The sequence below is a fragment of the Psychrobacter sp. CAM01 genome, from assembly GCF_032842965.1.
GTDB classification, from domain to species: Bacteria; Pseudomonadota; Gammaproteobacteria; order Pseudomonadales; family Moraxellaceae; genus Psychrobacter; species Psychrobacter celer.
The window spans coordinates 236060-258957 of sequence record NZ_JAWJBL010000008.1 but is presented as its reverse complement, the minus strand read 5'-3'; the positions used below and the strand labels follow the sequence as shown (position 1 = coordinate 258957).

25 protein-coding genes are annotated in these 22898 nt (G+C 47.2%); 9 read left to right on the top strand and 16 right to left on the bottom strand.

Annotated features, from left to right (window positions below):
• Positions 1-189 precede the first annotated feature (189 nt).
• The 6 genes from ispZ to R0I52_RS04770 all read left to right on the top strand — a co-directional run bounded on the left by ispZ (position 190) and on the right by R0I52_RS04770 (position 5084).
• Entirely contained in the window at positions 190-741 is a 552-nt protein-coding gene (ispZ, locus tag R0I52_RS04795; RefSeq protein WP_317053385.1) for a septation protein IspZ, read from the top strand.
• Positions 742-932: 191 nt separating this feature from the next.
• A complete protein-coding gene (locus R0I52_RS04790) occupies positions 933-1259 on the top strand; it encodes a YciI family protein (protein WP_317053384.1) in 327 nt (108 codons plus the stop codon).
• Complete coding sequence (locus R0I52_RS04785; protein WP_317053383.1) at positions 1256-1693, top strand: hypothetical protein; 438 nt, start codon at positions 1256-1258, stop codon at positions 1691-1693. The genes R0I52_RS04790 and R0I52_RS04785 overlap by 4 nt, the downstream gene beginning before the upstream one ends.
• A gap of 41 nt (positions 1694-1734) precedes the next feature.
• The gene (gene mnmC / locus R0I52_RS04780; protein WP_317053382.1) at positions 1735-3822 is read left to right on the top strand and encodes an FAD-dependent 5-carboxymethylaminomethyl-2-thiouridine(34) oxidoreductase MnmC; all 2088 of its coding nucleotides are present in this window, start codon (positions 1735-1737) and stop codon (positions 3820-3822) included.
• Between the two features lie 103 nt (positions 3823-3925).
• A complete protein-coding gene (locus R0I52_RS04775; RefSeq protein ID WP_317053381.1) occupies positions 3926-4360 on the top strand; it encodes a secondary thiamine-phosphate synthase enzyme YjbQ in 435 nt (144 codons plus the stop codon).
• Between the two features lie 82 nt (positions 4361-4442).
• Positions 4443-5084, top strand: a complete 642-nt coding sequence (locus tag R0I52_RS04770) for a hypothetical protein (RefSeq protein WP_317053380.1) — start codon at positions 4443-4445, stop codon at positions 5082-5084.
• Positions 5085-5223: 139 nt separating this feature from the next.
• On the opposite strand, the gene R0I52_RS04765 is transcribed toward R0I52_RS04770, so the two are convergent.
• The 7 genes from R0I52_RS04765 to ffh all read right to left on the bottom strand — a co-directional run bounded on the left by R0I52_RS04765 (position 5224) and on the right by ffh (position 11523).
• Positions 5224-5892 carry a DUF4112 domain-containing protein gene (locus R0I52_RS04765; RefSeq protein ID WP_317053379.1) on the bottom strand — a complete coding sequence of 223 codons (669 nt, stop codon included), beginning with the start codon at positions 5890-5892 and terminating at the stop codon, positions 5224-5226.
• On the bottom strand, positions 5885-6802 hold the full coding sequence (gene ubiA / locus R0I52_RS04760; RefSeq protein WP_317053378.1) for a 4-hydroxybenzoate octaprenyltransferase: 918 nt from the start codon (positions 6800-6802) through the stop codon (positions 5885-5887). Before ubiA ends, R0I52_RS04765 begins: the two co-directional genes overlap by 8 nt.
• Before the next feature lie 104 nt (positions 6803-6906).
• Positions 6907-7101, bottom strand: coding sequence for a hypothetical protein (locus tag R0I52_RS04755; protein WP_317053377.1), 195 nt, complete (start codon positions 7099-7101; stop codon positions 6907-6909).
• Positions 7102-7177: 76 nt separating this feature from the next.
• Entirely contained in the window at positions 7178-8071 is an 894-nt protein-coding gene (locus R0I52_RS04750) for a class I SAM-dependent methyltransferase (RefSeq protein WP_317053376.1), read from the bottom strand.
• Between the two features lie 51 nt (positions 8072-8122).
• Positions 8123-8965 carry an undecaprenyl-diphosphate phosphatase gene (locus tag R0I52_RS04745; RefSeq protein WP_317053375.1) on the bottom strand — a complete coding sequence of 281 codons (843 nt, stop codon included), beginning with the start codon at positions 8963-8965 and terminating at the stop codon, positions 8123-8125.
• Positions 8966-9046: 81 nt separating this feature from the next.
• Positions 9047-9745, bottom strand: coding sequence for a tRNA (adenosine(37)-N6)-threonylcarbamoyltransferase complex dimerization subunit type 1 TsaB (tsaB, locus tag R0I52_RS04740; RefSeq protein WP_317053776.1), 699 nt, complete (start codon positions 9743-9745; stop codon positions 9047-9049).
• A 239-nt stretch (positions 9746-9984) separates the two neighbouring features.
• A complete protein-coding gene (gene ffh / locus R0I52_RS04735; RefSeq protein WP_317053374.1) occupies positions 9985-11523 on the bottom strand; it encodes a signal recognition particle protein in 1539 nt (512 codons plus the stop codon).
• Between the two features lie 397 nt (positions 11524-11920).
• Between ffh and R0I52_RS04730 the strand changes: the two genes are divergently transcribed.
• Positions 11921-12712 (top strand): inner membrane protein YpjD, encoded by a 792-nt coding sequence (locus R0I52_RS04730; protein WP_288996274.1) that lies wholly within the window; start codon positions 11921-11923, stop codon positions 12710-12712.
• A gap of 108 nt (positions 12713-12820) precedes the next feature.
• Here the strand turns inward: R0I52_RS04730 and purU are convergent, their stop codons facing one another.
• Together purU and R0I52_RS04720 are read right to left on the bottom strand one after the other, a co-directional pair.
• Positions 12821-13786: a formyltetrahydrofolate deformylase gene (purU, locus tag R0I52_RS04725; RefSeq protein WP_317053373.1), complete on the bottom strand. Its 966-nt coding sequence runs from the start codon at positions 13784-13786 to the stop codon at positions 12821-12823.
• A 209-nt stretch (positions 13787-13995) separates the two neighbouring features.
• Positions 13996-16335 carry an Ig-like domain-containing protein gene (locus R0I52_RS04720; protein ID WP_317053372.1) on the bottom strand — a complete coding sequence of 780 codons (2340 nt, stop codon included), beginning with the start codon at positions 16333-16335 and terminating at the stop codon, positions 13996-13998.
• Positions 16336-16821: 486 nt separating this feature from the next.
• Here R0I52_RS04720 and rpmB point away from each other — a divergent pair, with 486 nt between their 5' ends.
• A complete protein-coding gene (rpmB, locus tag R0I52_RS04715; RefSeq protein WP_075100488.1) occupies positions 16822-17058 on the top strand; it encodes a 50S ribosomal protein L28 in 237 nt (78 codons plus the stop codon).
• Between the two features lie 38 nt (positions 17059-17096).
• A complete protein-coding gene (rpmG, locus tag R0I52_RS04710) occupies positions 17097-17252 on the top strand; it encodes a 50S ribosomal protein L33 (RefSeq protein ID WP_075100487.1) in 156 nt (51 codons plus the stop codon).
• Between the two features lie 176 nt (positions 17253-17428).
• Here the strand turns inward: rpmG and R0I52_RS04705 are convergent, their stop codons facing one another.
• The 7 genes from R0I52_RS04705 to R0I52_RS04675 all read right to left on the bottom strand — a co-directional run bounded on the left by R0I52_RS04705 (position 17429) and on the right by R0I52_RS04675 (position 22609).
• Positions 17429-17746, bottom strand: coding sequence for a hypothetical protein (locus tag R0I52_RS04705; protein WP_075100486.1), 318 nt, complete (start codon positions 17744-17746; stop codon positions 17429-17431).
• A 199-nt stretch (positions 17747-17945) separates the two neighbouring features.
• Positions 17946-18257, bottom strand: a complete 312-nt coding sequence (locus tag R0I52_RS04700) for a hypothetical protein (protein WP_075100485.1) — start codon at positions 18255-18257, stop codon at positions 17946-17948.
• 172 nt (positions 18258-18429) lie between these two features.
• Positions 18430-18789 carry a hypothetical protein gene (locus R0I52_RS04695; RefSeq protein WP_241900745.1) on the bottom strand — a complete coding sequence of 120 codons (360 nt, stop codon included), beginning with the start codon at positions 18787-18789 and terminating at the stop codon, positions 18430-18432.
• 66 nt (positions 18790-18855) lie between these two features.
• Positions 18856-19548 (bottom strand): ribulose-phosphate 3-epimerase, encoded by a 693-nt coding sequence (gene rpe / locus R0I52_RS04690; protein ID WP_075100483.1) that lies wholly within the window; start codon positions 19546-19548, stop codon positions 18856-18858.
• Between the two features lie 54 nt (positions 19549-19602).
• Entirely contained in the window at positions 19603-19824 is a 222-nt protein-coding gene (locus tag R0I52_RS04685) for a TIGR03643 family protein (RefSeq protein WP_410524038.1), read from the bottom strand.
• Between the two features lie 330 nt (positions 19825-20154).
• Entirely contained in the window at positions 20155-21045 is an 891-nt protein-coding gene (gene fghA / locus R0I52_RS04680) for an S-formylglutathione hydrolase (RefSeq protein ID WP_317053371.1), read from the bottom strand.
• 94 nt (positions 21046-21139) lie between these two features.
• Positions 21140-22609, bottom strand: a complete 1470-nt coding sequence (locus tag R0I52_RS04675; RefSeq protein ID WP_317053370.1) for a C13 family peptidase — start codon at positions 22607-22609, stop codon at positions 21140-21142.
• Positions 22610-22898: the final 289 nt, after the last annotated feature.

Here is a 22898-nt window from a genome sequence, read left to right as displayed (position 1 = left end):
CAGTAATAACTCGGCGCGCCCGCGCATCAGCAACAACCCTTTAGATATAGCAGTAACACGACTGATCAGCCGCACTGACTATTGGCGCGCAGGCTTGTGATATCGTATGATTATCGCGTTGTTTGCTTTTTTTTGCCGCAGTAGACGTGTAAACTACCCCATACGTTTTTGTTGGACATCCCACTTGCTATGAAAGCCTTATTAGACTTTATTCCTTTAATTGCCTTTTTTATCGCTGCTCGTTACAGTGGTATCTTGGCCGCGGCGGGTGCGCTACTGATCGCCACCATCGTCGTTTATGCCATTCACTTCATTCGGCAAAAAGGCAAATTTGATAAACAGCAATGGGTCGTTTTATTGTTGACCATTTTGTTCTGTGGTGGCACGTTATTGCTGCGTGATGATGTCTATCTACGCTGGAAGTCGCCAATCATCAACGGCATCTTTGCCTTGACGCTGATTGTCAGTGCCGCGCTCAATAAACCCTTGATGCAGCTGGCCATGAAAGATGTCTTTTCACTGACGATGAGCGGCTGGAAAAAACTGACTGTCGCGTGGGGGTTGTTTTTTGCCTTTATGGGCATCTTGCATTATATCACAGCGTTTATGATGTCAGATGAAGCCTGGATCAACTTTAAAACTTATGGCTGGATTCCAATTATGTTGGTGTTTGTCGTCGCTCAGTTTGCAGTACTAAAAAAGCATCTCAATCCAACATTGACGGATAAGTCGGCAAAGTAGCAAAGTCGCGCGCGTTATTATTTCTATAATTTTATAATAATTTGCAGCGCCAGCTAAATGCCAATCGCGACCATCATGATGCCATCTTGGCACGTTTGTATCGATACTCGCGATTTTTTATCAGCTCATGTGGTTAGGGCGTGTTGAACATTCATCCCTTTTATTTACTGTTTATTTTATGAGGAAATCTCATGTCCTTATTTGCCATCATCGGTCATGACGTAGCCGATAGCCACGCGCAGCGGCAACTCACCCGCGCTGAGCACGTCGCCCGTCTGCAGGCACTCGACCAAGAAAACCGCCTAATTATCGCAGGTCCAACACCTATCGAGCACGGTTTGGAGGCAATGTCAGGCAGTTTAATCATCGCTGACTTTGAGTCTATCGAGGCGGCGCAGGCGTGGGCAAACGACGAGCCCTACCTACGTGATGGCGTCTATAGCCATGTCGATATCAGACCTTTTATTCATACGTTGCCAAAATCTGGTAACGGCGCTGCACAAGTGATCAAACCGTGAGCCGATACCCCTCTGTACTAAATACGCTTGGCCCTACGTCTGCGCTTGCTAGAGTGTTGTTGGTCATGGCGCTGGCCGCGCAGTCTGCTTATGCAGCACCGAGCGTCACCGATACGGCTGCTACCACTGCCGCCCCTTTGGTAGAGCAAGCCGCACCACCTGCAGCGGGTACCAACGCCAGCCTTGATATCAATAACACCTTGGCCGCGCAGTTGCAGCCGTCCAGTCAAGCGCTCTCCGATGCCAATCAGCAGCTCCTTAGCCGCAATGCCCAATTACAGCGGCAAGTGAATGACTTACAAACCCAAGTCAATGTCTTGATATATGAGAGTAAGGGCCAGTTGTTTTTATATGGCGCTTTTACGGTTTTGATCAGCTTGCTTGTGGGTATTTTTATCTCGTGGCTTGTGTTTGTCCGCCGTGAGCGCTGGTAGCTTTATTTATCGTCTTTTTGCTTTGTCGAATGTGATCGTCTATGTCTAACCTCACCTCCAAAAATAACAGCGCCGCTGCGACGCTTGCGCAGCACTCTACCGATCCCAGTACCTCTGCATCCGCTATCACTCCTGCCAAAATCGACTGGCAGATGGATGATACGGGTAATAAAGTGCCGGTATCTGGTGAATTTGGTGATGTGTATTTTTCGCATGCCGACGGTCTCGCAGAGTCGCGTTATGTGTTTTTGGCACACAATCAACTCGCCGAGCGATTGACTAATCTTGCGCCAAATCAATGCTTTAGCATCGCGGAGTTGGGACTTGGCACAGGGCTAAATTTATTGGCAACGTGGCAGCTCTGGCGTGCGCTGCGTGACATGCATCCGCACTTAGCCACAGCGAAGCTGCATTTTATTACCACAGAAAAATTCCCGATACCGCTCACTGATCTCACTCAAATTTTAGCCTTATGGGCACAGCGTGCGCCTGAGCTGGCCGAGCTGATTGAGCAGTTTTTGGCCGCCTATCCGCCGCTCATCGCAGGCTGTCATCGTTTGCGTTTTTTTGATGACAACTTAACGGTCGATATATGGTTGGGCGATGCCGCTGACAGCTTGGCAAAATTGGCATCAGGGACGCACCTAACGCCAGCACCTGCTATCGATGCTTGGTATCTGGACGGATTTGCGCCGTCTTGCAACAGCACCTTATGGGCTCAAAATATCTTTGCACAGATACAGCGGCTATCGTCTCCCAGCACGACCGCGGCCACTTATAGCTGCGCCGGCATCGTCAAACGCGCGCTAAAAGACTGCGGCTTTGAGATCAAAAAAGTCAAAGGCTTTGGTCGCAAGCGTGAGATGCTCACTGCCATCATGCCAGCGCTACTAAGCGATGAGACATTTGGCGATACTGATAACCGAGCGGCTGACCACCAAGCTATAGATAATGGCCATAGTATCGTCATTGGTGCTGGTATCTCAGGGCTGATGATGGCGTGGACGCTGGCCAATCGCGGCATCCAGGTGACCTTGCTGGATAAAACGGCACCGTTGGCAGGGGCGTCAGGCAACCCGCGCGCCCTACTCGCGCCTAAAATGACCCCGATTCATCATGTCGACGAGCATTTGCATAGCATCGGTTATCTCTATAGCAGCCGTCTATATCGAACGCTCAATGACAAGGCCGCGCAGCAGCAGCTAGCACCAGTACTTGAGCCGACGGGCGCGCTCGATTTGCTGATAAAAGCCAATATCGGCACCGAGCAAATTGCAGACTATCCGGACGAGATGGCCACCACGCTACCACATGCGCAGGCAAAAAGCATCAGCGGATTACAAAAGCAGGATTTATCAGAGAATTTGTACTTACCACAATCTGGTTTAGTCAATCCGCACGCCTTAAAAGACATCATACTGTCGCACTCGCTCATTCAATTTCAGCAAATAGACGTTTACGATATTAGCGAGACGGCGCAAACCGCTACGATTAAAGGTAATGATCAGGCAAACAACACCGTCTCTCTTGATGCCGATAACGTGGTGATTTGCGCCGCATTTGAGAGTCATAAGCTAGATCGACGCATTTTTGATTGCCGTAAGATTCGCGGTCAGCTCTCTTGGTTTACGCCGACCGCCACCGAGCTTACAAGCTTACCGAAAATACCGCTTAAATATAGCGGTTACTGTGCCCCCTTTACCGCGCACGCTGGCGATAACGAGTTAAACGATGTAGCAGAAGGTGCAACGCATTTATTGTTAGGGGCGAGTTTCGTGCGTAATGACACAAGCACCGATATTCGTGATGAAGAGCATCAGATTAGCCGTGACAAGCTCGTCACTGCCATTCCTGAGATGGCAGCAGTGATTCCAACAGATACCACTCTGTGGCGGGGACGTGCAGGCATTCGCACGCAAACGCCTGATTATCATCCAATGGTTGGGCTGTTGGTAGATAGTAAGCGGCTTTGGACAATGAGTGCAATGGGCGCAAAAGGCTATGCATTAGCCCCCATATGTGCTGAGGCCTTGGCAGATATGATGCTTGGCTCGTTTGCACCGTTGTCGGCAGCGATGCTCGCACGCCTATCGCCTAATCGTACACGCTTGCAAACGCCGCTTACTTAAAGCCCAAACCTAGTTTCAGCTTTGTTATGACTGAGCTTTTCACGCTCATGGCTATCTTGTATTATGAATCTATAAAGTTGATTCCAATGACAAGAGGTATGCAATGCCCTATCACCAAGCCACGCTTACCCTACCCGCCTATGCGCGCGGCATCCATGTCATCACGCCTATCATCGAGGAAGCCATCGCTCAGCTCCTACCGTCCAGCGCCAAAGCGGGGCTGGTTCATTTGTTTTTGCAACACACGTCAGCCAGTCTCGCCATTAATGAAAATACTGACCCAGATGTAAGATTGGACACAGAGGATTGGCTCAATAAAATCGCCCCAGCCGATCAGCCAGAGTACCGTCATACCTTGGAGGGCTCTGATGATCTACCAGCGCATCTCAAAAGCATCATAATAGGTGTCAGTTTGACCATTCCTCTGATAGATGGTGTCTTGGGTTTGGGGATGTGGCAAGGGGTTTACTTATGTGAGCACAGAGACATGAAGGGTTATGGCGGACAGCGTAAGCTGGTCATTACAGTCAATACGTAATACTATATAGTGATGAGATGGCAGGTTGACCCTTGCAAATTGCCACATTGATATAGCGCGCTATTAACGGATAAACCTGACTATGAAAACCTCTTTACCAAGACGGCTCAGCTTTTTGAACGCTAACACTTACTGCCTCAGTGCACCTGCTATTTTTTTGAGTGTGTTTTTGCTGACTGCCTGTCAAGAAACGCCAGAACCCGAAGAATCTGCCGAAACACCATCTGAAACGTCAACACAGACAACGCCAGTAACGACAAACATCAATGTCAATGAAGCGGCGGATGACAGTATAGAAGAGGTACCGAACTCAGCGCAGACTGCTACTGATTCAGAGCGCGATGTGAGCTTGACCGAACTGGAACAAAACCTTGAAGAGACTAAAACGGCATCAAATAACGCTGTAACCCCTAGTCCAGAGCAGGCCATCAAAGGCGCACAAATCACCGACGTGCGTTATATAAGCGCAGCTGGCGAGTCATTATCCGTCACTTTTGAGACCTCGGCGGCGGGCGTACTCAATGCCATCGTCACTCGCCCTAATCAGCCAAAGTTGACACTCAGCGCACCAGAAGGTCAAGGTAACAACCCCACATATCGCTCAGCCGATGGTAGCATCCAATTGGTGAGTCATGCAGGTGGCGGCACCATTGATCTTATCCAAAACAATACCGTCACTAGCTTTGATGCTCTTAGTGCTGACGCAGAAGTGATCACTGAATAGAAACGGAAAACGTCCTTTATCTGATACAGTATTTAAGACCAAGAAAAGCGGCAAACGTTACTATCGTTGCCGCTTTTTTATTGATGTTTGATGACCTTTAGTGGCTTACACTGACTTAAAATTTCAGTGCAAACAGTGTTTATCCAAAACCCGTTGTCTTGCCAAATACCTCGACCAGCCAACTAATAAGCGCCCACAGCCCCCACACGAACATCGCGATGACGATAAGGCCGATGATGTCTGGGATATGCAGATATACCCAAGCCACAATAGGATTACGCCAAAAGCGACTTTGCCGCTGCTTATCTTCTAATGATTGATGTAAAAACGGCCGATCCATATGCATGGTTTCGATGATGCCATACTCATTATGTAGATGCTCATGCACGATGCCCAAGGTTTTGCGGCTGGGACGTATAAAGATATCCAGCAATGTGCCGATACCAGGGACGATACCGACCACCATATCGATCAGTGCCAGTCTCACTGCAGGCGTCATCTTATGTGCCGGCACGCCTAGCTGACGGCCTAATATAAAGGCATAGCTGGTCAACGCCAGCCCCGCCAAATCTCCTGCCAGCGGAATGGTTGACAGAGCGGCATCAGCGCCCATGCCTTGTTTGGTAAATGGCACCCGCACCAATGAGTCCATGGTGTTGGCAAATTTGGCCAGTTTACGCTCGGTGGCGATGACCTGCGCGCGCGTCAATCCATGCTCAGCCAATTTGGCTTGATAATCGACGCTTGGGCCGTTGGGTTCTACCCGTTGTCCCGCTTTTGACTTTGAGAGCTTGTTGAATTCATCCATTAAAAGTCGTCCATAGACACGCAATTGCGATAAGTGCAAAGACATAGCGCCCGACCCAGATATTGGCCAAAAACGCCTGAAAGCAAGAAATTGCACGACGCGTGGCACAAGCGCTGTTTTGCTTAGCAAACATCATCGCCACCAACGCTAGGCCAAATACTGGCGTGATGCCAAGCGACGTCGGCGCAAAGTAGTGCCACATCACCACGCCCATAATGAGCAAAAATAGCATCTGTAGTAGCGAGATGATAACGACATCATAGCGGCCAAAGAGTATCGCTGTAGATTTAACCCCAATCTTTAGATCGTCCTCACGATCCGCCATGGCATACTGGGTATCATATGCTACCGTCCAGCACATATAAGCGATAAACAACAGCCAACACCAAATATCCGGCGCGCCTTGTATCGCAACATAAGCCATCGGTATCGCCCAGCCAAACGCGGCAGCCAAAAACACTTGCGGCAAATGCGTAAAGCGCTTCATAAAGGGGTAAATAAAGGCCAATATGACTGCCCCTAACGACCAATAAAACACTGCGATAGGCAAAAAAAACAATAAGCTGGCACTGAGTAAGACAAGTATCACAAAAGCTGCGATGGCTTCTTTGGCAGACAAGCGACCATCTGCTAATGGTCGGCCTTTGGTACGAGACACATGACCGTCGACCTTCCGATCGGCAAAGTCATTAATCGCACAGCCTGCCGCCCGCATAAAAATCGCGCCCAGTGCAAATAATACAAATACTTTTAGGCTGGGCAAACCTGCCGTTGCCCCTTGCTGCTGCGCCTCACCCATCGCCGCCAGCATCACGCCCCACAGCGTCGGCCAGAGTAGCAGCTCTATACCGACTGGTTTATCAAAACGTGTTAACTGCAGGTAGGCATGTAGTTTGTCTGAAAAAGTCATGGTTTTTTAATTATCATCAATAAAAAGTTAGGTAACCAGCTTATGTGCTCGGATAAGTTTACTGGATCTGCTGCCATAATTTATTGGCCTCGATCAGTGATAGCTCAGGATATTTTTTTGCGTAGCGCTTTGATAGCCGCGACGTCACCTTTAGCAGCATGCTGACGTAGGTAAGCCAAATAAGCTTGCGTGCCTGTTTGCTCACGCAATCGTGCTTTTAGTTGCAGTATCTGTGTGCGTAGCGCGATGTTATATAACAGTAGGCCCGCGCCCATGATCCATATGATTAACGCTGACATTCCTGCTCCTAAATTCATTAACTCCAAACACTCAAGCGGATTAACTGAATCCATTCATCATAATAATAAACATCTATCACACGAAGTAACCATCAAAGCGCAATGCTTCGTTATGCCAACTCTCACTAGGCTGTTGATTAGCAAGTGACGGCGCAAGCTGCGGACGCTTTACCACCACGCGGCCTTGTTTATCACTATCTCCAACGATAGCTTGCGCATGTTGTAGCATTTGGCGCTCTTCCTCCAGTGTCGGCGGGCTTGCCAACTGGTGCAAGGCTTGCATATGCTTGCCGACTTTAGCGCCTTTGCCGGTCTTGCTGTCTTGGTAGCTGTCTTCTGGAAACATCGGATCTAGATAGACCACATCGACGGCTTTAGTCTCATTTGTTATATCAGCTGGTAAGGTGGCAAAGTAGCTGAGCGCATCGGTGTTGATGATTTTTAGACGGCTCATCAGTTTTTGCCAATTGGGCTGTGCACTCATGCGCTGCTGCTCTACCAACAATAGCAATGCCATCAACGGCTGCTGCTCGAGCATGGTGACTTGTGCACCGGTGCTGGCCAATATCAAGCTGTCATGACCAAAGCCTGCGGTGGCATCAATCACACGACTATCTACTGTGACCTTCGCTGCTTGCAGCAATAGCTCAGATTTGCGCCCAGCGCTTACCACGCGGCGCTGCAATTTATCCCATTCTGGCGCCACGCTTAGGCCATCGCTTAGCCACGATAGCTTGTCTTTTTGATCCAATACTAAAACAGGTACGCTGGAGGTTTGGCTTAACTGCTGGCGGCGTTTTTGAGTGAGCTTATCGTGCAATCGCTCAGCATTTAAGACAATGGGCAACTGGTGCTGTACTATCAAGGCTTGCAAGCCCTCAATCTGTGCTTGCTGGCTATCGCTGATATAAAACAGTTGACAGTAACTTTGCACATTAGGAGGGTTAGCTGCTGGTCGCGACGCGTTCATGACTATTTCTCTCTATTTATTGCTTGTATAACCACAAATCATCGCCCACATTTAGCCTGCCATTTGATAGCCAAATAACCAAGACGCCAACAGTACGATGACTCCTGTGATAATCCGTAGCCATGCAAAAATCGTAAAATCACGGCGACTGACCCAAGCGACCAGCCAGCGAATACAAAGCAGGGCGACGATAAATGACACCACTGTGCCTACGCCCAATACCAGCCAGTCTTCGCGATGGGTCAATACATCACCGTGTTTGAGCAAGTCTAATAATGCAGCACCCACGATGACAGGAATCCCCAAAAAGAATGAAAACTCAGCCGAAGCCTTGCGCGAGACGCCAAGCCAAAGCGCACCGATGATGGTCGCCCCTGAGCGAGAGGTGCCCGGAATAAGTGCCAGACATTGAAACAACCCTATCATCAGCGCTGTCTTTAGACTGACGTCTTCGGCCTCACGCGCAACGATTGTTTTTGGGCGTTTTTCGACATAAAAAATCAGCACACCACCGATGATGAGCATGATGGCGACTGTGATCGGATTAAACAGATAAGTCTTAATCTCATCGGCAAAGGTAAAGCCCACCAGCATCACCGGAATGGTAGCGACAATCAGACTCAGCCCCAGCTGCCGTGGGTTGCTCATGCCAGCGGCATTGCCAGTCAGCAGGCCCATAAACGCTTGCCAGAGCCGCCCCCAGTAGTCGTAAATGACTGCCAAAATAGCACCAAGCTGCACCACCACCACAAACAAATCAACTTTGTCTTTGCTCCAAAAACCCATGACATCGGCTGATAAAATCATATAGCCGGTACTAGAGATGGGCAAAAACTCAGTGATACCTTCAACGATACCCATGATGACAGCTTGAATTAATAAAATGATATCCACGGTGGTATTCCTAAACCCAGATTGACAGGTGACTGAGTATAATGTTTGCGGTGTTGTTATCGTCTATACGGCTAGCCGCAGTTAGGCCTTGCCTTGCTCTTTGAGGGTTTTCCATGCTTGGTTGCGTAGATACTTTGGTAGCGCATGTGCCGCATCGGTACCGCCAGTATGCATAAATTGGGCGATACCAATCTGCCCTATCACCACGGCGTCCGGCCAGACATCATCATGACACACCTGATCGTCTTGTGGTTTGAGTAATACCGAGCCATTACCAGCGATAGGTAAATTCAGCGCCGTCTGACTGTCATAATCGAGCAGCTGCTCTGTGCTGTCGTCATCCGCCGTCGACACTGGCTGCATAATGGCGGCTGTCTCTTCGGTCTGTTTTATCTTATAGTGACCAAAATATACTTGCTGCATCCGCGCATCAAGGGCGCTATAAACCTCTGTCACGCCATACTGCTGATACGCGCACTGGGCAATGGCCTGCAGGCTTGAGACGCCGACGCAAGGCAAATCATGCGCCACAGACAACGCTTGCACCACGGCGGTATTGATACGTATGCCGCTAAACGCGCCGGGGCCACGGTTAAATATCAATACTTGTATATCCGCAAGTTTTAGATTGGCCTCCAACAAGGCGGCATCAATCATCGGCAAGATTTGCTGGGTTTGCTGACGTTTGCCGCTCTGCGTATGAGCGGACAATACCTGTCCACTGGCATCTAAAACGGCGATCGAACACTGATCAAACACGGTATCCATTGCTAAAAACATCACAACCTCGATTTTGTCGCTCGGCACAAAACTTATGCCCTAATAAATCAGCGCCTATCATAGCATTTAGGATAGGCAAGTTTTATGAATTTCTACGTTTTTCATACTTTCTTTATCAGTACCAACTCACGCTTGGCAAATATAAAAGACCCCAAAGCCGTCACAGCTTTAGGGCCTCTTTGATGGTCGTTATACTTGCCGTATTTATAATACTGACGACCATGACCGCCAATCAAGGCTTAAAAGCGCGTTTTGAACTTTTTGGGCGCTTGGTTTTGTAGTTCTTGCATCTGCTTTTGCATCTCTTCGGTGCTCGGCATGTTGTTTGGATCCAGCCCCATTTGCTTTGCCATCTGTGCTGGGTTCACGTCTTTAGCGCCGCCTTTCTGACCACCGCCAAACAGTGGGCCGCCGCCAGATCCACCGCCGCCCATCAAGCCTTGCATCGACTTCATCATTTTACTGATGCCTTCTGGCTTTGAGATCATTTTCATCATTTTTGCCATTTGTTTGTGCTGCTTTAGCAAACGGTTGACGTCTTGAATCTCGCGCCCAGAGCCTGCGGCAATACGGCGCTTGCGGCTTGGGTTGATCTTATCTGGGTTTTTACGCTCAAACGGCGTCATAGAGTTAATCAACGCCTCCATTTCACGTACTTTTTCTTCAGGTTTGGCATCCTCGACCGCTTTTTGTATGTCTGAGCCGCCCATGCCTGGCATCTTGTCCAAAAAGCCTGCCATACCGCCCATGCTCTTCATTTGCTGGAATTGGGTCAACAGATCCTCAAGGTCAAAATCGCCGCCCTTTTGTATCTTTTTCGCCATTTTTTCGGCTTTATCACGGTCGATTTTTTGTTCGACCTCTTCGACCAGACTCAGTACGTCACCCATACCGAGGATACGCTGGGCAATACGCTCAGGATGAAAGAGCTCTAAGGCGTCCAGCTTTTCGCCGCGACCCAAGAACTTAATCGGCTTGCCTGTGATGGCACGTACAGACAACGCCGCACCGCCGCGCGCATCACCATCGGTCTTGGTGAGGATAACGCCTGTCAGCGGCAGCGCATCATTAAAGGCTTTGGCAGTGTTGGCGGCATCTTGACCCGTCATCGCATCGACGACAAACAACGTCTCAGACGGATTGACCGCAGCCGTTAGCGCCTTAATCTCATCCATCATGGTGTCGTCAATGTGCAAACGACCCGCGGTATCGATGATCAAGATATCTTGGTATTGGATTTTGGCTTCTTCGATAGCGCGGCGGGCGATATCTATCGGGTTTTCATCCGTGCTTGAGTTGACAAACTTGGCATTGACCTGACCGGCCACCTGCTCAAGCTGCTTAATCGCGGCTGGACGATAGACGTCCGCTGAGACCAGCATGACTTTTTTCTTTTGCCGCTCTTGTAAGTACTTGGCAAGCTTACCTGCCGTGGTGGTTTTACCCGCCCCTTGTAGGCCTGCTAATAGATAGACAACCGGCGGTTTGCCCGTCATCTCTAATTGCTGGTTGGCACTGCCCATCATCTCGGTCAGCTCATCATGGACGATTTTGACAAAGGCTTGGCCCGGCGCCAGCTCTTTTAGCACCTCAGCACCCAGTGCCTGCTCTTTGACACGTTTGACAAAGTCACGGGTGACAGGTAGCGCCACGTCAGCCTCTAGTAATGCCATACGCACTTCGCGCAGCGTGTCTTTGATATTGTCTTCAGTCAGTTGTCCAGATCCTACGATATTACGTAGACTCGACGATAAGCGTTCTGTTAAGGTATCAAACATAAATAACTCTCAGTTAAAATAATACAGTTAAAATAGTTGTTCGTTAAATCAGCGCTTAGTAAACCAGTTAACCGATTTATCAATAATATCAGGGTGTCTGAACATATTAAGGGATGCTCTTAGCATAAGCCCTTATGAGATGGCCACAAAAAACAGCAGATAATCCTTACTATACCATTAAGACGACACGGTACTTATGGTCGTTTTGCAGAGGTTTAAACCCTCTTGCTGCGGATAACGCGGCCACCAAGCATTTATAAAGAATAAGTAAGATGGTGCTCAATTGCCACCCATTTTATGATAAATTGGAGGATTATTCTAATCATTCCGATAATACCACTTTGGTGATACATTGAGCGGTCATGTTGCGCTCAGTATGAGATGAGGTTTTATATCTGTGCACTTTGCATTCTTACTTGCTAGCCTGACTTATATAGCGGTCAGCGTTTACATCGGTTGGGCGCTGATTGCTGATAAACCTATCTACAAAGGCCGCAGTCTCGGCTTATTGCTGATCGGGATGGCCGCGCATGCCGCACTACTTTATCCATCTGTGGTGACGTTGTATGGTCTAAATTTTAATTTGTTTAACGTCATCAGCCTGATCAGCTTATTTTTCTTGTGTTTTTACGTGCTGTTTAGCCTGTATCGCCCGATTGTCAGCCTCGGTATCTTGGCGGCGCCTACTGCATTGCTAGGCATGACCGCAGGCTATGTCGGCCGTGCCCCCTATCAGCCCATTACCGATATCAGCCTCGGGCTTGAGACCCATATTTTACTGTCACTGGCGGCCTATTGTGTGCTCTTGATGGCGGCGGTACAAGCGCTGTTTTTACGCCTACAAATTCGTGAGCTTAAGCACAAAACCATCCATCGCTTTTGGGTCAATAAACTACCCTCCCTACAAAGTATGGAAGGTTTACTATTCGATATGATTTTAGTCGGCTTTGTACTGCTGAGCGTAGCGCTAGGTATCGGGTTTATCTACGTTGAAGACCTGATGGCACAGCACATCGCCCACAAAACCGTATTCAGCGTCCTGTCTTGGTTGCTATTTGGCTTATTATTAATAGGCAATTGGCGCGGCGGCCTACGCGGCAAACGTGCTGCCAATATGACCATTTATGCGTTTATCTTATTGGCAATTGGCTTTGTTGGTAGCAAGTTTGTATTAGAGATGCTGCTATAGTTGGTATTTTCAAGCAGCAAACATAAAAAGGCCGTCAGTCATAATAGAAAATGACTGGCGGCCTTTTTACTGACTTACAGTGATTTCACCACTATTTAATTAAATACCTTAATTAAACACCACGGTTTTATTACCCGCTACAATCACGCGGTTTTGTACATGCCAGTTGACTGCACGTGCCAAGACATTGCGCTCGATATCACGGCCAATAGCGCGCAGCTCCGCCACGCCCTGACGATGGGTGACGCGGTGTACGTCTTGCTCGATGATAGGCCCTTGATCGAGCTCAGCGGTGACATAGTGCGCTGTTGCGCCGATAAGTTTGACACCTTTGTCATAAGCCTGACGATACGGGTCAGCACCGACAAACGCTGGCAAGAATGAGTGATGGATATTAATCACCTGCATCGGCCAGCGTTTGACAAAATCGGACGACAATATCTGCATATAACGCGCCAATACCAATAGGTCATTGCCTGCCATCAGCGTATGAATCTGCTCTTCGGCATCTGCTTTGTTGTCCTTCGTCACCGGCACATGATGGAAAGTGATGCCAAAGTTTTCTACCGCTTGGCGCAAGTCTGGATGATTGCTGACTACACAAGTAATATCACAATCGAGCAAGCCGCGCTGATGACGCCATAACAAGTCCAATAACGCATGATCGAACTTTGACACCAAGATACCGACCTTGGTTTTGATGGCATTGTTGTGTAGCCGCCACGTCATGTTGTGGCGCTTAGCAACCGTATGCGCAAAGCTGGCCTCAAAGTTATCCATAATTTCGCTCAAGCCTGCCAAAGCAAACTCTAAACGCATAAAGTACTGCCCGCCCTCATGCGCGGTGGAGTACTGATCCAAGGTAATGATGTTCGCGCCATAACGATGGATAAACTCGGATACCGCTTGAACGATGCCCGCTTGGTCGCGGCACTTAATGAGTAACGTCGCCGTATCGATAGCCGCTGTCGTTTGCGAAGATTTTGCTGATGTACTTGGCAATGACACAGCTGGCGAGGACACAGCTGCATTGTCGCTTGAGGTGGTGTTACTTGGTGTTGTTTTACTTAGCATAATGCGCCCAATTCAAAAAACAAAGCTATCAGCTTTACATGGTCATGCTGATAGCAGAAATCTAATAAAAGTATAGGAAACCGACTATTCTAATCGTTTTTGCAAAACTTTGCTGATTGAGTTGCTTGTATTTGGTTATTAAGATTATAAATGCAAAAACCCCCAATGCAGGGTTGGGGGTTTCGAAAATGCGAAGATAACTATAGTTACTATCTAATAGTATAAGTATAACTAGTTACATTACCACTTGGAGCAGTAGCAGTAATTTTAACCTCATCAGTTGCTTGACAATCTTTCAGCTTAAAGGTTGTAAATGTTCCTAAGTTATCACCTGGTGAACCAGTTGCCACATTGGCAGGTACCTTCCCTACACCAGAATACATTTCAGCTGAACAAGAGCCTTCTTCGCTAACGATTTCTATGTCATCAGCTGTTGGCGCAGTGTCTCTTGCCAAACCTTCAAAAACATATATGCCATTGCCATTATCTATAGCTGAATATGTTTGCTCATCAAGGATGAATTCTAAGATATTGCCAGGCTTAGCACCGCTAAACATAATATTATATCTATTAGCTTGACCAGCTGGACTCACATTAATATTAACCGGAGCCGATGTGTCAGTATTGTCAGTCGCAGAACCGCTGATAGTAGTACCAGAAGGCATAGGACTTAAGTCGTAAAACCCGCCACTATTGACGCGAAAAGTCACTAGTGTATCACTACTGAAAATAGCTTGGACTGGACGTACTGTAAAGTTATTAGCTTGATCTAAACTTCCGACAGTAAAGCGTGCATCATTACCATTAGAGAGTAAAGTAACAGCTTGATAGCGTACCACGGCATCTAAATCAGTATTACAAGTATTTGCTTTGTTTGGAGAAACAAACTCACTTATATAATTAGCTTCGTATTGACGCTTTTTCAGCTCAGACAATGATGGAAATTTTAGATTGATATATCTATCAAGGTTGTTATCACACTGATTGTTCGCCCCAGTGGTCAACGGATAAGTAAATTCACCAATATCGAATACTCCATTTTCATTATCATCACGGAAAGTATCTCCAATATTATGAACCAAAATATCAACACCTTCATCCCAAGCATTGTTTTCGTTCATATCAATATACTCTTTTTCACCTTCAGCAACCGCTAGAACGCTTACACGACCATCACCAGGGCGAGGGTTTTGCGTTGTAAAATTGACAGTACAGTTACCATCGACTGTGGCACAACTAGAGGTAACCTTACCACCTTCGGCAGTAAAGTTAATGACAGTACCATCAGGCACTTTATTGCCATTACGATCTACCATTCTTGCATTTATTTGAGTGCTATCGCCATCATAAGACCAATCTAAAACGTTCTTCTCCCATGATAAACTAAGGCCCGTCTGAGTGACTCGTGAGCTGGCTACTGTTATATTTTTTGACAAAGCATTTATTAATGGATCGTCTACTAAAGAAACCTCAATCTCTACTGGGCCAGGCGTTGTACCAGGAAATATAGGCACAATAATCTGACCATTAGCATCAGTGGTTGCTACATAAGACTGCTGGTTTCTATTCGGCCCAAAAGTAAGCCCAAAAGGTGACTTCTCTAAAGAAACTCTAACTTGTTCATTTGCAAGGGTAGTAGATCCGGAATATACTGTAAACTCCGCTTGTCCTGTAGAAGATGAACCACTACCTCGAATACCTAGACTTAGGTCATTAGAGGTATAAATAATTGAAGTAGCTTCAGCAGAGGCTACAGTAATAGTCGTTGATTTAGTTTGATTACCTGTACGTGCAGATACCCTCACTAAACCACTACATAGCGTGGTATCCAAATTGATGGCTTTAAAAACTGCTTTAACCATTCCTTCGCTATCAGAAGTAACTTGCTCTGGTATTTGACCGCAGCCACTATTGAAGTTTACTAAAACGCCACTCAGTGCATCACCTGCTTCATTAGTAACCTTCAAACTGATGGGCGTTTGGCCTCCTGATGCCAAACTATTGGACCCGACCGTTATTTCTGATAAAGTCACATTTGTTGCCTGAACGGAGAAGGTCGTATCGGTTGTGGCCGTTTGCTGATTATAGGTTGCATTCGCTGATATAGTATATGCACCTAAAACCTCTGCGTTATCAGGCTTTAAAAATATTTGTGCTATGCCTTCCGCATCTGTCAAAACTGCGCCTGATGTCGTTTGAGAAAGGCTTATCCCTTCTGCATCAATATCAAAAACAACTTTTGCATTTATAATAGGGTTTTTAGCGTCATCAACAACCTTTATTTGATAGTAAGCTCCCTCTAAGTTAACTGAATTTATAACATTACCATCAGCATTATAGAGTGCGCTTTCAACAATATTGATTTCTTCGACATTTTGCTCGCCACCGTCAGAACCTCCTCCATTACCAGGCTGCTCAGGACCCAAGTCAGGCGCTGGTGCAACCACATCTGTACCATCACCGCCGCCACAGCCAGCCAATGTAAGTGCTAAAGTTAGCGCTGTCAGTTGAAACAACTTAGAAGAAAGTGGACGTGAACTATGAGACATATTTGGAACTCCGCATCGGCAGTAATTTATTCGCGCAAATAAGCAAAATATCATTGTCTAGAATCATGACAGACTGATAATGATACATAGAATTACAGTAAGGTTGGTTGTATTAACAGATTGTATTAAATATATAACAGCAACTTTACTGACTTTTGTTATAACTTACAACTAAAAAATGAATCTTTACTATTAAATAATCAACAACATAGACGGCTCATTTCAGGGTATAATAGCTACCCTTTAAACCGACGATAATCACAAAAATATTTGAGTATTCATCTGTTTTATGGTATAAATGTTGGCTTTAAAATTTTCTGAATTGGTGGGTCTGTTATTTGCCTTTAGTAACAGTCATATCAGCTCAACCTTCATATAGTTTTGTTTGGTGCAAAGCTGCCGCTTGCTGTGTCCATGCCGCAAAAACGCGCAACTTGCCCAGACTGGTATGAGAATCCCTCATGCCTCATAGATTAGGAGTTCGCCATGTCTCGAGTTTGCCAAGTGACTGGAAAGCGCCCTATGGTGGGTAATAATGTTTCGCACGCAAACAACAAAACCCGTCGTCGCTTTCTACCAAACCTTCACAACCATCGTTTTTGGGTAGAGTCAGAAAACCGTTTTGTACGTCTACGTGTGTCTACCAAAGGTATGCGCATCATCGACAAAGTTGGTATTGATAAAGTGTTAGCAGATTTGCGCGCACAAGGTCAAAAAGTTTAAGCCACGCGCTTATCACCACCATCTAAAGGAAAGCTATCATGAGAGATAAAATCAAATTAGTATCGACTGCTGGTACTGGCTATTATTACACCACGACCAAAAACAAGCGCACAATGCCTGGCAAAATGGAGATCAAAAAATATGATCCTAAAGTCCGCCAGCACGTGATCTTTAAAGAAGCAAAAATCAAATAATACGGCAATGCTGATTATTTGAATATAAAAAAGGGCTTATCGATTGATAAGCCCTTTTTTTGTCTGTTTTATCTGCTACTTTTTCTACTGTCGCTCGCATGGCGCTTTGGCCGTAGTTTTTCAGCTGACTATCTGTCTATAGTACATCGGCCAGCTTAGTGCAATACACCAGCCAGCTAGCTATAGTGCGCCGGCTCTTTGTCATAGACATGGGCGTGCCACTGGCTCATTTGTTTTTGCATAATCACCTGAATGGCAGCATGAATCATATGCTGACCTATCGCCTGCGTATCACTACCGAGGATGTCTTTGAGTTTTTCAGAAAAATCAATGGTCATGAGCGGTGCTTCATTTTGCTCAGCATCACGTAGTAGCAGTCGCCCATCATCGGCCTCTACCAGCTCAAGCGTGGTTTCTCTTCCAAATCCTGCGAATTGATCGCTATTCTCGTTATCTACTTCTATCTCATTATCGATATCGATGTCGTATGGCATTCATGTGTTCCTTATTGTCCCGTGATGAAGTACTGGCAAAATACGTCGCGTCTGGCCACGTGATTACGCTAAGTAATACGGGTAAAACTGTCTTATGCATACAATGGACGCTTTGGCCCTGAAATTCAAGGGCTGTCACGTAAGTCTTCTATTCTAGAGTCCGCTTTTGTGTCAGGTATTTGCGTCAGCACATGCGCGATCAGCGCCAGTAGCGCAGTTTTGCTAAGGTAAATAAGAAAGCGACAAACATACCCAGATAATACATGAGCTTGAGCTCAAGCGATGGGTCACGGTATTTAAATGGCAGGGCAACAGTCGCTGTCGCCGTAGGAAATATCAGCAGCATCAGTAGCCAGTTTTCGATGACATTGAGCCAGCCTTGCAAGTCGGTGCCATGACGTAAGGATGACAGCCCAAGCAGCAGACAAGCCACTATCAGGATGATAAACAAACTATTGGGTAAATCTTTGGGAAAAATAAGATCAAAGATTTTATCAGAAGGTTTTGACATGCAAGCGTCCAGTCACGCCCAAACAGCGTAACGTATTTATGAATAAAAAGTAAGCAGTCACAAAAGGGTGAATTGCGCTCATACACACTAACCTGTACTCATAACAGGGTATTTGATATGCACGATACGCAAAACCCTTTAGTTTATGCAGTATAGCGAGGCACATAACAACTTAACTATAAGTCCCCATCAGCCACAGCATGGCCACGCACGCGGTCAGCCAGCCAAGCGTTAAGGCATTACGAGTTTCGATATGCATGCCTTTGACTTTGTTGAGCAGGCGCGAACCCAGCCAAAAAAACAGCGGAATACCCAGCACAAAGGCTGGGACGATGACCGCTGCATGGCGCAGCACCGTCTCTACATCTTCACCGAGCATCAGCCGAAAGCCATAGCCGGCTAAGCTGAGTACAAGCGCAAATACAGCAAGACCAATGGTAATGCCTTTAGGTACCAAGCTGCGCTGTCGTGGCGCGTGGCTATTTACAGAATCAGGCGGCACTGATGCGTGTGGCGGTTTGTTTGTGTTCATATGTCACCTTTTTACCTTTGTAGGGCGCTCACGCTCACAGTAGTCGTGAGATGTGCCCCATCTCAGCTATGCGCTCGCGTTGGCCAATGCCAGCTCTGCACGCATGGCGTCAATTGCAGCTTTATAATCCGGCTGATTAAATATCGCCGAGCCTGCGACAAACATATCAGCGCCCGCTTCAGCGATCGCACGGATATTACTGGCCTTGACGCCGCCATCCACTTCAAGCCTGATATCACGGCCACTAGTGATGATGCGCTGACGCACCTCACGCACCTTGCCCAGCGTACTGTCGATAAACGACTGACCACCAAACCCTGGATTGACACTCATCAGCAGGATTTGATCGACCTTATCCATCACGTAGTCTAAGTAGTGTAAAGGCGTTGCTGGGTTTAATACCAAACCGCACTCAGCGCCGCCATCTTTGATTAGTTGCAAAGAGCGGTCTATATGCGCGCTGGCTTCTGGATGAAAGGTAATGATGCTGGCCCCTGCGTCCAAAAACTGCTCAATCATACCATCGACAGGCGACACCATCAGATGCACATCGATAGGGGCATCGACGCCATAATCACGTAGCGCTTTACAGATCATGCTACCAAACGTTAAGTTGGGTACGTAGTGATTGTCCATGACATCAAAATGGATGACATCAGCGCCAGCCTCTAATACTTTTTCGACCTCTTCACCAAGTCTGGCAAAGTCAGCCGATAAGATAGAAGGCGCAATAAGATAAGGCTTAGAAGGACTGCTCATAAATAAACTACCTGATTGATGATTGTATAAAAATAACAAGGCTAAAAACAAAAGCTAACGCGGCTTATATTGCGTTTTGCAATAAGCGCATCCTACGCTAAAGGAGCGTTTGGCGTCATGTTTGGTAGCACAGCAGCGGACACGCCGACGCCATAGTCGAAAAGACGACGGTTTTAGCGCGTGGCGCATCAGCTTAATGACTGCTGTCTCATTTAGACCATAACCATGCTCTATCGCTGAAAATGGTGTCCTATCCTCCCACGCCATCTCTATCACGCGTGATATCTGCGCCTCATCTAGCACACTCAGACTACTACCTGTATGCTGAGGATAGGGCTACGGCTCAGTTGACGCCCGATTACCACGTTGCTTGTTTTGTAAGGCGGCAATCATATCAGCGTGCATGATGACAAGCGAGGCTGAGGTACAAGCAGCCTGCGATATAGCAGGCTTGGAAGTTATAATATCTTGATAACTTCCATTGTATTTTAACCTCAATACACATAAGCAATCTACCGTACAGCACCTATATGAAAACCCAAGCACAAAAGACAGCCCACGCACAAAAGACAACTCGGGACAAAACAAGCACGTCTCTACTAGACACTAGCCAAACTGCGCCATACGCCAATGGTGCTCGATATGATCATTAATAAAAGTTTGAATAAAGTAATAGCTATGGTCATGCCCTGCTTGATAACGTAATGTTAAGGGCTGTTTGGCTTTTTCACAAGCGTCAAGCAACTTATTGGTCTGTAGTTGGCCGTCGGCCAAAAAATTGTCCGCCGCGCCTTGATCGACCAAAATACTTGCATACTGCTGACCGACTTTTTCTATCGTTTTTGCCGCATCTGCTTGCGCCCACTGCGCTTTATCATCACCAAAATACTCTGTAAAAGCAGCTTCGCCCCATGCCGACTCGCTGGCAGCGCATACTGGCGACAGCGCTGATACGCTGACAAACTTACTTGGGAATTTAAATCCTAATAGTAGCGCTCCATGACCACCCATTGAGTGTCCTGTCACACCGATGCTATCGATAGGAAACTCTGAGCGCAGTAAGTCATATAGCTCATCTACGATATAACTTTGCATATTAAAATGCTCGGACCACGGTGCCTGTGCAGCATCGACATAGTAGCTGGCGCCCTGCCCGACAAAATAACGCTCATCATTTGGCACATCCACCGACTCACTACTTCTCGGCGAGGTATCTGGCGCGATAAATATCATCCCAAGCTCGCTGCATTTTTGTTGAAAATGCGCTTTGTGCGTGACGTTATCGGCATTACACGTCAAACCTGATAAATATAAAACAGCTGGACAGCGGCGACCTGCGAGCGCCTCATCTGGCAAGTAGATACTAAATGTCATCGCAGTCTTTGTCGCTGTCGACTGATGGCTATAATAGTGCTGCTCGCCATCAAAACAGCGATTGACACTCAGCTGCGTGAGCTGTGAGCTGGTAGAGAGGCTATGATGATAAGAGTTATTCATAAGTCAGATCCTTTTTATCTAAAATAAAATATCGGTCAAATATATGACGCTTAACGAAAAAGCACATGGGCCGTGCTGTCTTATATTGATCAGATCAACGCATCTCATCAATAGCGGCGACCGCTGGACGGGCAGCGCTTTTAGGTGTGGCATCGATGCCCGCCCCCTCTATAATGCTTGCCACTGGCGGCCGCGTTTTATCAAACAGCACTTGCTCAAAGGCTGGCAGTGCCGTCTCCATTAGACTACCGATGGCCATTTGCGGCTCGGAGGGCTCAAAGCCCATCAGGTTTTCGCGCTTACTAACGCGCCGCCTTGCGTCTTTAAAGGCCGCCGCAAAGCTGGTATTGCTACGTAAGCTCTCGGCAAAAAACGCCTGCCCAAAGTAAGTCATCTCAGCGGTGTTGGTACAACCAAACGACATCTTATCAGCGGCTGAGGCGGTAATCACCACTGTAGTCGGCGATGCCAGCTCGTCGATAAACGACCCAGAATAACAGGCAGACACCACAATCACTCGCCAGCGAATACCAGACGCATCCAGTGCCTCACGCAGCCATGCCGCGTCGAGGTTTTCCATGGCGAGCGGCGGGTTGGCCAATTGAATCAAGTCTTCGGTACCGTGTGATGAGAGCGTCATAAACAGCACATCTTCATCAGTATTCATCTGCTGGCCAATTTTTTTAAGCCCGCGTAAGATACTGGTCTTGGTCGCCACCGGCTCATCTAGCCAGCTATAAGTATTATTAATCAAAGCAAGCGAGCGACCGCTGGTGCCAAACCGCACATCAAACAGCTCACGGACTTTATTGATCTCCGAGCGAAACACATTTTGCTCAGAAAACCCCGCCACACCCATAAAGTACCAGTCGGTTTTTCCCGTGATACCCGGATCGATACTGTTTAGAGCGTTTTGGAGCAAACGCGGCTGCTTATAGAGCGCCGCTTCCTCTAGCACAGGCTCAATAGGGATTGGTTTAAATATTGGCTGATCAGCGACGTTACGCTGCCAGATAGTCAAAAGCGCCACCGCACCGAGCAGCACAAGGATACGCTCCCACCACGGAATACGCAGGCGCCGCGAAAATATCCAAAGCAGTGCCAATGTCTGCCACAAAAAAAGCAGCAAAAATAAAATAGGTAAAAACGAATAGCTCCAATCAGGTAGCCAGCCGTGACTGCCCAAAAACTGTACCAAGCTTTGTAGCAGCGCCGATAACGTATCTGCGACCAGCCATAGCACTACGGGCACAAACACCAAGGCTTGATTGCTCGCTCGCCGTGCCAAGATGATACCACTGAGTAAGATAATCATCGGCCAAATAAGATAGCTGACCAGTCCTTGCTCATTAAACACGCTGCCGTTTTCAGCTGCCAGCCACGAAAACAGCACATTACTACCCAGCGCCAACAGCGCAAAAACAGCAAACTGTATAAACGTAGGCTTGACCCAAGAAAACGCCCGCGTTGAGCCTACTAGCATCCATAAGGTTGCAATAATATTGGCCGCGAAATTGAGCGAAAAACGCTGAAGCGATACGGTTTTTAACGACGCAAGTGACAAAGACTTAGACCTCTAGCCAGTCGAGAGAAATAACGCAAATCAAGGATAGCATGCTTTGCTGTCAGCGTTTTTTAATAGACCACTTTATAGACTTTATCTAGGGCGTGTTGAACAGTCACAAATAGGCACTGTCAGTGCCATGGTTGAAGGTTCAACACGCTCTAATGTTTGTACGGTATACCGACAGCAGTTTTATCCCTAATTTACGATAAAATAGGGTTAAAAATAAAAAACCTAGCCAAATAGCTTAGCGCGCTAATCTATCGCGATTGTAACGGATTGTCGCCTA